Consider the following 9790-nt stretch of genomic DNA (forward strand, 5'->3'; position numbering starts at 1 on the left):
TCCGCGTCCGCAGGGGACGACCGAGGGGGCGCGGGTTGAGCACCGGGACCACAGGGACGGCCGATCCGGCCGGCCGGCCGGAGGACGACCGGTCGGCGGCGGCCCGCAAGCGGGAGCAGCGCGGCTGGTACTTCTACGACTTCGCCTGCTCCGTCTACTCCACCAGCGTGCTGACGGTCTTCCTCGGCCCCTACCTGACGTCGATCGCCCAGGCCGCCGCCGGGCCGGACGGTTACGTGCACCCGCTGGGCATACCCGTGCGCGCGGGCTCGCTGTTCGCGTACTCCGTATCGGCGTCCGTGGTGGCGGCGGTGATCCTGATGCCGGTCGTGGGGGCGGCGGCGGACCGCACGGGCCGCAAGAAGCCGCTGCTGGCGGCAGCCGCGTACACGGGGGCGGCGGCGACGGCGGGGATGTTCTTCCTGGACGGGCACCGCTATCTGCTGGGCGCGTTCCTGCTGATCGTGGCGAACGCGTCGATCTCCGTGTCGATGGTGCTCTACAACGCCTATCTGCCGCAGATCGCCGGCCCGGAGGAGCGGGACGCGGTCTCCTCGCGCGGCTGGGCCTTCGGCTACACCTCGGGCGCGCTGGTGCTGGTCCTCAACCTCATCCTGTACACGGGCCACGAGTCGTTCGGGCTGGCGGAGTCCGACGCGGTGCGGATCTGCCTGGCCTCGGCCGGTGTGTGGTGGGGCGCGTTCACGCTCGTGCCACTGCGGCGGCTGCGCGACCGCCGGGTGGAGCCGGGCGGCGGGGGCGCGGTCGGATCGGGCTGGAAGCAGTTGCTGGCGACGCTGCGCGACATGCGCCGCCATCCGCTGACGCTCTCCTTCCTCCTCGCCTACCTCGTCTACAACGACGGGGTCCAGACGGTGATCTCGCAGGCCTCGCTGTACGGCTCGCAGGAGCTGGGGCTGGACCAGACGACGCTGATCACGGCGGTGCTGCTGGTGCAGATCCTGGCGGTGGCCGGCGCGCTCGGCATGGGGCGGCTCGCCCGGACGTACGGCGCGAAGCCCACGATCCTGGCCTCGCTGGTCGTCTGGACGCTGATCCTGATCGCGGCCTACCTGCTGCCCGCCGGGGCGCCCGTCTTCTTCTACGTGCTCGCCGCCGCCATCGGGCTGGTGCTGGGCGGCAGCCAGGCGCTGTCGCGCTCGCTGTTCTCGCATCTGGTGCCGCGGGGCAAGGAGGCGGAGTACTTCTCGGCGTACGAGATGAGCGACCGCGGACTGAGCTGGCTGGGGCCGCTGGTGTTCGGTCTGGCGTACCAGTTGACGGGCAGCTACCGGGAGGCGATCATCTCGCTGATCGTGTTCTTCGCGCTCGGCGCGGTGCTGCTCGCACGGGTCCCGGTCCGGCGTGCGGTGGAGGCCGCCGGCAACCCCGTGCCGCAGCGGATTTAGACGTTGAAGTCAAAGGCCGGTAGTATACGTCTTTGGCCTGCCCGGAGGATTCCTTACTGCGAGTGGAAGCAGCTCAACCGTTGGTGAGAACGTCCACCAGAGGTGACAAACCGGGCATCGGTGGGTATTCAACCCAGACAAAGCAGCGGCACGACGGGCGACGCATGACCGGCAACGGGAATCTTTACCGCCGACCGGACGTTGACCGGATGACGACGACAGCGACATTTTGTCCTGTGGGCGACAAGCCCGGGAGGCACGATTCATGAGTGAGCGAGCTCTCCGCGGCACGCGACTTGTGGTTACCAGCTACGAGACGGACCGCGGCATCGATCTGGCCCCACGCCAGGCGGTGGAGTACGCATGCCAGAACGGACATCGATTCGAGATGCCGTTCTCGGTGGAGGCGGAAATTCCGCCGGAGTGGGAGTGCAAGGCGTGCGGCGCCCAGGCACTCCTGGTGGACGGGGACGGCCCCGAGGAGAAGAAGGGCAAGCCGGCGCGCACGCACTGGGACATGCTCATGGAGCGGCGCACCCGCGAGGAGCTGGAGGAGGTGCTGGCCGAGAGGCTGGCGGTTCTGCGCTCCGGAGCCATGAACATCGCCGTACACCCGCGGCTCTGTGCGTCCGGCCGGGTGTCAGGGGGTCAGCGGAGGGCGGGGGCCGGGAGGGTCGTCCTCGGAACGGCCGTCGGCCCGGTCGCCGTCCTGGCGGATGACCTCGCCCTGGACCACCTTTCCGTCCGGCCGGCGCATGCGGGCCTGCTGGAAGGCGTCGGAGAGGGAGCCGGGCGCCGCCCCGGACGCGGCACGCATCCGTCGCTCCAGCGAGCGCTCCGCGGCGCGGCTGATCATGGTGCGTACCGGGGGGATCAGCAGGAGCAGGCCGGCCGCGTCGGAGATCAGGCCGGGGATCAGGAGGAGCAGTCCGCCCAGCATGAGCATCCCGTTGCCCCTGCTGCCGGCGGGGGCGGCGGTCGGCGGGGCCTCGGCCGCGCCGGGCTGCCCCGGCATCTGCTGGAGCGTCTCGGTCAGGTTCCGGAAGGCGCGCCGCCCGGCCCGCTTGATGACCGCGGTGCCGAGGACGGCTCCGGCCACCAGGATCAGCAGGACGGTCAGGCCGCCCGCCGCCGAGGCGACCATGATCAGGAGCCAGATCTCCAGCACCAGCCAGGCCGCGAGGGCCAGGGGCACGAATCTGCGGGCGCGGGAGCGCCGGGGGCGGTTCGGGGGCTCGGTGCCGGTCGTCATACCCCCAGTGTGCCCGTACGGCGGCGGAAGCGGCGTGACGGGGTGATCATGGACCGGCTCCGGTGGCCTGCGGGCCTTCCGCCGGAGCACCGGGCGACCGGGTCACGGGCTCCTGCGGCCGAGGACCTTGTTCGCGCGGGAGGTGATGCCCCAGCCGGTGACCCGCCACAGAGCCTCGACGAGGATGTCGCGGCTCATCTTCGAGTCGCCGATCTCGCGGTCCACGAAGGTGATGGGGACCTCGACGACGTGGTAGCCCGACTCGACGGAACGGCGGGCGAGGTCGACCTGGAAGCAGTACCCCTGCGAGGCGACCTCGTCGAGCCCGAGGCCCTTGAGCGTCTCCGTGCGGAAGGCCCGGTAGCCGCCGGTCACGTCGCGGACCGAGAGGCCGAGCGCCAGGCGGGAGTAGAGGCTGCCGCCGCGGGAGATCACCTCGCGGCTCTTGGGCCAGTTGACGACGCGTCCGCCCGGCACCCAGCGCGATCCCAGGACCAGGTCGGCGCCCTTGAGGGCGGTGAGCAGGCGGGGCAGTTCCTCGGGCTGGTGGGAGCCGTCGGCGTCCATCTCGACGAGTACGCCGTAGCCGTGCTCGGAGCCCCAGGCGAAGCCCGCGAGGTAGGCGGCGCCGAGCCCTTCCTTGCCCTTGCGGTGCAGGACGTGCACCTGGTCGTCGGCCGCCGCGATCTCGTCGGCCGCCTTGCCGGTGCCGTCGGGGCTGTTGTCGTCGGCCACCAGGATGTCGGCGTCCGGCACCGCGGTGCGTACCCGGTCGACGATCGGCCTGATGTTCTCGACCTCGTTGTAGGTCGGAATGATCACCAGGACCTTGCCGAGCGGGCCGAACCGCCTCTGACCGCCGTCGTTCACTGCTGCCCCTTAAAGTCCGTACACAGGGGGACACCATATCGACCGCGCGGGCCCCGGCGTCCGACGCGGTCACACGTGCGGGTGAGCCGGTCCGGGCAGATCGACGGAACTGCGGACAGATGGACGGACGGAACTGCGGATCGGGGCCCGGCGCCCTTCGGGCCGACCTGGGACCCGCTGGCTGCGGGTCGACCGAGAGCCGTTGTCTACTGAACGTCCGGGCCCCACCCGGGTCGCACCCTCCGTCCGGCTGAAACCTTCCCTCGCCCCCGAGCCGCGGGCGCTGAACCTGGCTGTCAGCGGTGGTGAGCCGGTGCGGCACACCACCCCCTGACTCAGCGGGCGTTCGACGACTGCGTGGAGGTTCGACCGGTCGGACGTCCTGTGGTGGACCCGGCCGAACCTACCGGCCTCCCGCCGCTTTCTGTCAACACCCGCGCGACCTGCGGTTTTGCGTCAAAACCGCTGGTCAGTGCGGAAGCGGGGCAGGTCGCGGACGGGCGTGGCGGCCATCGATCGGCGGTACGGAACGGCGAGACCTCACCCGTTCGGCCGTACGTAGACAGTTTGTCCGGAGACCACCGTTCGCAGACAGACCGGAAGGTCGGCCCCGGGCGTGAGGTCGGGCAGGCCGGGCGTGCCGGAGCGCGGGTCGGTGGACCAGCGGGCGACCCGGTCGTCCGGGGCCTGGACCAGCAGTTCGGCGGTCCGCCAGACGGCGTAGTCGGCGGGCGCTCCGGGCACCAGGGTCCCGGCGTCGTCGCGGCCGGCGGCGCGCCAGCCGCCGCGGGTGTGGGCGGTGAACCCCGCCCGGACCGAGATGCGGTGCTCGGGAGTGCGGTGGTGGGCGGCGGCCCGCACGGCGCCCCAGGGGTCGAGCGGGGTGACCGGGCTGTCGGAGCCGAAGGCGAGCGGCACGCCGGCGCGCAGCAGCGCCGCGTACGGGTTCAGGGTGGCGGCGCGCTCCGCGCCCAGACGCTGGGCGTACATGCCCTCGGGTCCGCCCCAGGCCGCGTCGAACGCGGGCTGGACGGATGCGGTCAGGCCCAGCTCGGCGAAGGCCGCGACGGTCTCGGGCGTCAGCATCTCGGCGTGTTCCACACGGTGGCGGGCGGCCCGGATCCTGGCCGGGCCGAGCGTGTCGGCGGCGGCCCTGACGCCCTCCACGACCGAGGTGACGGCCGCGTCGCCGATGGCGTGGAAGCCCGCCTGGAGGCCGGCCTCGGTGCAGGCGGTGACGTGGGCGGCGATCCGGGCCGCGTCCACGTGCGCGGTCCCGGTGTGGCCGGCGTCGGCGTAGGGCGCGTGCAGGCAGGCGGTGTGCGAGCCGAGCGAGCCGTCGACGAACAGGTCGCCGGCGGCCCCGATCGCGCCGAGTTCCCGGATGCGCCGGGCTCCCTTCGCGTCGCCGATCTCCTCGGCCCAGAGCCCCAGGACGCGGGGGCCGGGCCGCTCGGCGGCGAGTGCGAGGAGCCCGGTGAAGTCCTCCTCGTCGGAGATCTCGGGGCCGCCGCACTCGTGGACCGAGCCGATGCCGAGGGAGGCGGCGTGGTCGAGCGCGGCCCGCTGCGCCGCCTCCCGCAGGCGTGGCGACAGAGCGCGGTGCGCGGCGGCCCGTACGGCGTGGTGGGCGGCGCCCGTCAGCGGCGCGTCAGGGTGATATCCGGCCATCGCGGTCACGCCGGGGACCCGGTCCAGCAGGGCCGTGGTGACGACGGCGGAGTGGACGTCGACGCGGGGCAGGTATAGTGCCCGGCCGCCGGACGCCACGTCCAGCTCGGCGCGCGAGGGGTGGCGGCCCTCGGGCCAGCGGGCGGAGTCCCAGCCGTGGCCGAGCAGCACCTCGTCGGCGCCGTGCCCGTCCGCGAACGCGCGGACGAGGCCGAGGGCTTCGGGGAGCGTACGGGCCGCCGAGAGATCCAGTCCGGTCAGGGCCAGGCCGGTCGCGGTGGTGTGCACATGGGCGTCGGTGAAGGCGGGCGTGACCAGGGCCCCGTCGAGGTCGACCACTTCGTCGACACCGCCCGCGAAGGCGTCGGCCGCCCCTTCCGATCCCACCCAGGCGACGCGCCCGGCCTCCACGACCATCGCGGTGGCGAACGGGTCGGCCGGACTGTGGACGTCGCCTCCGCGCAGCAGCACGGTGCGGTGTTCGGGGGCGCTCTGGGGGGCGGTGCTCTCGCTCATGGGACCAGTCTCGCGCCTGCCCGCGCCCGCCCGGACCGCGACCCCCGCCCCAGCCCTCCGGACCGGCGGCGCGCCCGTCCGGCAACCGGTCAGATGTGCGGCGGCCGGGCCTCGTACGGGGTGGACAGGACGACGGTGGTCCGGGTGGACACGCCGGCGAGCGAGCGGATCCGGGTGAGCAGGTGCTCCAGCTCCAGGGGGCTGGCCACGCGCACCTTGAGGATGTAGTTCTCGTCGCCGGCGACGCTGTGGCACGCCTCCAGCTCGGACACCCCGGCAAGCCGCTCCGCGATGTCGTCGGGCGCGCTGGGGTCGAACGGTTTCACCGAGATGAACGCGGTGAGGGGCAGCCCGACGGCCTCGGGGTCGACCACCGCGGCATAGCCGCGGATCACCCCGCGCTGCTCCAGCCGGCGGACGCGCTGATGAACGGCCGAGGTGGACAGGCCCGTGGCCTTGCCCAGGTCGGTGTAGCTCATCCGCCCGTCCTTGACGAGCAACTCAACAATCTGACGGTCCAGCTCCTCCATGCGGTCAACCTATTGCCCCGGGTCCCTCCCGGCACAGTCGAACGGGTCAGGGTTCCCCGCCTGAGGGCTTCATGTGACGAACGCCACAGAGCGAGGGGTGGGTAGTGGAGGGTCCCGAGGTTACGGGCGACGCGCGACGGGAAGTGCTTGCTGTGGCCGAGGCCGAGACGCCTTGTCGGCCCACCCGAGGGGGGATTTTCCATGCAGAGCCTGAAGCTCACCGGACGCACCGAACCGGAGCCCGTCGATCCGGACGACGACGGCGACGACGTCTACGACATGTTCGAAATGGTCCGGGTGATCTGCCCGGACTGCGCCCGGCCGATCGCGCTGCCGGCCGACGAGGACGTCCTTCCGGAGCACGCCCGGTGCCCCTCCCCGTGGAACCCGTTCGTCCTCACCGTCTGCGCCGGCACCGGCCGCAACGCCGCCGACGCCCGGCCCGCCGACGCGTCGCCGGAGCTCCAGGAGCAGGAGACCGGACTGCTGCTGACGCTGCCCCAGACGCTCGACTGGCGGATGCAGCCGTTCTCCCACGCGGGCGGACCCGGCTCCCGGCCGCTGCGGGTGCCGCAGATGCGGCGCGAGGCGGCCTGAGCCGAGCACACCCCGCGCCGGCGTCCGGGGACGCCGGCGGGGCCGCGCCCGTACCGGTGTCCTCGGACGCCGCGGCCGTCGCGGGTCAGCGCGTTTCGGGACCCGCGAGGTGGCGGGCGATGACCATGCGCTGGATCTGGTTGGTGCCTTCGACGATCTGGAGCACCTTGGCCTCGCGCATCAGCCGCTCGACCGGGAAGTCGAGCGTGTAGCCGTATCCGCCGAGCACCTGGACGGCGTCGGTCGTCACCCGCATCGCCGCGTCCGTGCAGAAGAGCTTCGCCATGGCCGCCTGGCGTGAGAAGGGCCGGCCCGCGTCCCGCAGCCGTGCGGCCTCCAGGTAGAGCGCGCGGCCGGCCTCGATCTGGGTGGCCATGTCGGCGAGCATGAAGCGCAGGCCCTGGAAGTCCGCGATGGGACGGCCGAACTGGCGGCGTCCGGTGGCGTATCCGACGGCCTCGTCCAGCGCGGCCTGGGCGACGCCGACGGCGCAGGCGGCGATGCCGAGGCGGCCGGAGTCGAGCGCGGACAGGGCGATCGCGAAGCCCTGGCCCTCGTCCCCGATGCGGCGGTCGTCGCCGACCCGTACGCCGTCGAAGTTGAGCTGGGCCGTGGGCGAGCCCTTCATGCCCATCTTCTTCTCGGGGACGGCGGCGTTCAGCCCCTCGGCGTCGCCGGGGACCAGGAAGGCCGTGATCCCGCGCGGGCCCTCGGCCCCGGTACGGGCCAGCACGGTGCAGAAGTCGGCGACCCCGCCGTGCGTGATCCACGCCTTGGTGCCGGTGAGGACCCAGTCGTCGCCGTCCCGGACGGCCTTGGTCCGCAGGGAGGCGGCGTCGGAGCCGGAGGCGGGCTCGGAGAGGCAGTAGGCCCCCAGCAGGCCGCCGGTCAGCATCGCCGGAAGGTGCGCGGCCTTCTGCTCCTCGGTGCCGTATCCGGCGAGCGCGTGGCAGGCCAGGGAGTGGACGCTGACGCCGAGGCCGACGGTGAGGCGGGCCGCGGCCAGCTCCTCCAGGACCTGGAGGTAGACCTCGTAGGGCTGGTCGCCGCCGCCGTGGGCGGAGCCGTAGGGCAGTGCGAGGAGCCCGGACTCGGAGAGGAGGGTGAAGACCTCGCGGGGGAAGTGTCCGGCGTCCTCCTCCTCGGCCGCCCGGGGAGCGATCTCCTTGGACGCGATGTCGCGCACGAGCGCGACGAGCTGCCGGGACTCCTCGGTGGGCAAACGGCGTTCCACCGGCTGCGGGGCACGGTCGGACATGACGGCGCTCTCCTCCCTGTCGGGCGTTGCGGCGGGCGCGCGCGGGGTGTGCGCGGCGCTGCCGAGCGGTCTCCCGGCGCGGACCCGGGATGTGCAGACTGCCCAGCCGATCCTGCCCTCCCGGGTCGCGGGAGGTGTCGGGCAGCGGCTGTGGCGGGTCGAGTATGCCCGATCGGAAGGCTTACGTCACCAGGTCCCCGGACGGCCGGGGACCTGGGGAAAGAGGTTCGGCCGCCGGCGGTCCGGTTCCAACCATTGACCAACTGGTCTAGTCCTCCTACGGTTCCAGCGAGCGCTCACCGCGTTCATGCCAAGCCGGGGCCGGCCCCGGCCCGGCGCATCCCCCACGCACCAGCCCTCCCCCACGAGGAGCAACCATGCTCGGACTCCATCGCACCCGCGCCCGCCTCAGGGCGTTCGCCGCAGCCGCCTGTACGGCCGCTCTCGGCGCCGCCCTGCTCGGCGTCACCGGCACGTCACCGGCCGGCGCGACCCCCACCGCGCGGCCCGCCGCTCCCTGGGCCGCCGAGGGCGCCCCCGCGGCGGCCCCCGAGGCGGCCGGTGGCAAGGTGATCGGATATTTCACCAACTGGGGCACGTACGACCGCGATTACCACGTCAAGAACATCGAGACGTCGGGATCCGCGGACAGGCTCACGCACATCAACTACGCCTTCGGCAACGTCACCGGCGGCAAGTGCGCGATCGGCGACGCCTACGCCGACTACGAGAAGGCCTATAGCGCCGACCAGTCGGTCGACGGGGTCGCCGACACCTGGGACCAGGAACTGCGGGGCAACTTCAACCAGTTGCGCAAGCTCAAGAAGCTCCACCCCGATCTCAAGGTCCTGTGGTCCTTCGGCGGCTGGACCTGGTCCGGCGGTTTCGGCGAGGCGGCGCGGAACCCGGCCGCGTTCGCGAAGTCCTGCTACGACCTCGTGGAGGACCCGCGCTGGGCCGATGTCTTCGACGGCATCGACATCGACTGGGAGTACCCCAACGCCTGCGGACTGACCTGTGACACGAGCGGTCGGAACGCCTACGGCACACTGCTGGCGGAGCTGCGCAAGACGTTCGGGAACGGCAACCTGATCACGTCGGCGATCACCGCGGACGCCTCCGCCGGCGGCAAGATCGACGCGGTGGACTACGCCGGAGCGGCCCAGTACCTCGACTGGTACAACCCGATGACGTACGACTTCTTCGGCGCGTTCACCGCGACGGGCCCGACGGCCCCGCACTCGCCGCTGACCTCCTACCCGGGCATCCCGACGGAGGGCTTCAACAGCGACGCGGCGATCTCCAAGCTCAAGGGGCTCGGCGTCCCGCCCGAGAAGCTGCTGCTCGGCATCGGCTTCTACGGCCGCGGCTGGACCGGCGTCACCCAGTCCGCACCGGGCGGCGCGGCGACCGGCGCGGCGGCGGGCACCTACGAGGCGGGCATGGAGGACTACAAGGTCCTCAAGTCCAGCTGCCCGGCCACGGGCAAGGTGGCCGGAACGGCGTACGCGCACTGCGGCGACGAATGGTGGAGCTACGACACCCCGGAGACCATCGCCACGAAGATGGCCTACAAGAACCAGCAGGGCCTGGGAGGCACGTTCTTCTGGGAGCTGAGCGGCGACACCGCCGACGGCGAGCTGATCAGGGCGATCAGCTAGACGCCATCGGCGATCGGCGACCGGCT

At 72.5% G+C, this 9790-nt stretch carries 8 protein-coding genes and 1 pseudogene; 4 read left to right on the top strand and 5 right to left on the bottom strand.

The genetic code is table 11. The annotated features are described in order from the left end of the window. Positions 1 to 35: 35 nt before the first annotated feature. Both EES43_RS03380 and EES43_RS03385 read left to right on the top strand, forming a co-directional pair. Positions 36 to 1409: an MFS transporter gene (locus EES43_RS03380; protein WP_124267283.1), complete on the top strand. Its 1374-nt coding sequence runs from the start codon at positions 36 to 38 to the stop codon at positions 1407 to 1409. 265 nt (positions 1410 to 1674) lie between these two features. Next, positions 1675 to 2028 (top strand): annotated as a pseudogene (locus EES43_RS03385) (RNA polymerase-binding protein RbpA); the annotation flags it as partial. A gap of 21 nt (positions 2029 to 2049) precedes the next feature. Here EES43_RS03385 and fxsA read toward each other — a convergent pair. The 4 genes from fxsA to EES43_RS03405 form a co-directional block, all read right to left on the bottom strand. Then, positions 2050 to 2661, bottom strand: a complete 612-nt coding sequence (fxsA, locus tag EES43_RS03390) for an FxsA family membrane protein (RefSeq protein WP_124267284.1) — start codon at positions 2659 to 2661, stop codon at positions 2050 to 2052. A gap of 102 nt (positions 2662 to 2763) precedes the next feature. Beyond that, entirely contained in the window at positions 2764 to 3531 is a 768-nt protein-coding gene (locus EES43_RS03395; RefSeq protein ID WP_124267285.1) for a polyprenol monophosphomannose synthase, read from the bottom strand. A 540-nt stretch (positions 3532 to 4071) separates the two neighbouring features. Further along, entirely contained in the window at positions 4072 to 5718 is a 1647-nt protein-coding gene (locus EES43_RS03400) for an amidohydrolase (RefSeq protein WP_124267286.1), read from the bottom strand. An 89-nt stretch (positions 5719 to 5807) separates the two neighbouring features. After that, positions 5808 to 6248 (bottom strand): Lrp/AsnC family transcriptional regulator, encoded by a 441-nt coding sequence (locus EES43_RS03405; protein ID WP_124267287.1) that lies wholly within the window; start codon positions 6246 to 6248, stop codon positions 5808 to 5810. Between the two features lie 201 nt (positions 6249 to 6449). Between EES43_RS03405 and EES43_RS03410 the strand changes: the two genes are divergently transcribed. Continuing rightward, positions 6450 to 6845, top strand: a complete 396-nt coding sequence (locus EES43_RS03410) for a hypothetical protein (protein WP_124267288.1) — start codon at positions 6450 to 6452, stop codon at positions 6843 to 6845. A gap of 85 nt (positions 6846 to 6930) precedes the next feature. On the opposite strand, the gene EES43_RS03415 is transcribed toward EES43_RS03410, so the two are convergent. Beyond that, the gene (locus tag EES43_RS03415; RefSeq protein ID WP_124267289.1) at positions 6931 to 8103 is read right to left on the bottom strand and encodes an acyl-CoA dehydrogenase family protein; all 1173 of its coding nucleotides are present in this window, start codon (positions 8101 to 8103) and stop codon (positions 6931 to 6933) included. 377 nt (positions 8104 to 8480) lie between these two features. Here EES43_RS03415 and EES43_RS03420 point away from each other — a divergent pair, with 377 nt between their 5' ends. Continuing rightward, entirely contained in the window at positions 8481 to 9764 is a 1284-nt protein-coding gene (locus EES43_RS03420) for a glycoside hydrolase family 18 protein (protein WP_124267290.1), read from the top strand. Positions 9765 to 9790 lie beyond the last annotated feature (26 nt).

Source organism: Streptomyces sp. ADI96-02, from assembly GCF_003846185.1.
Classification (GTDB): Bacteria; Actinomycetota; Actinomycetes; order Streptomycetales; family Streptomycetaceae; genus Streptomyces.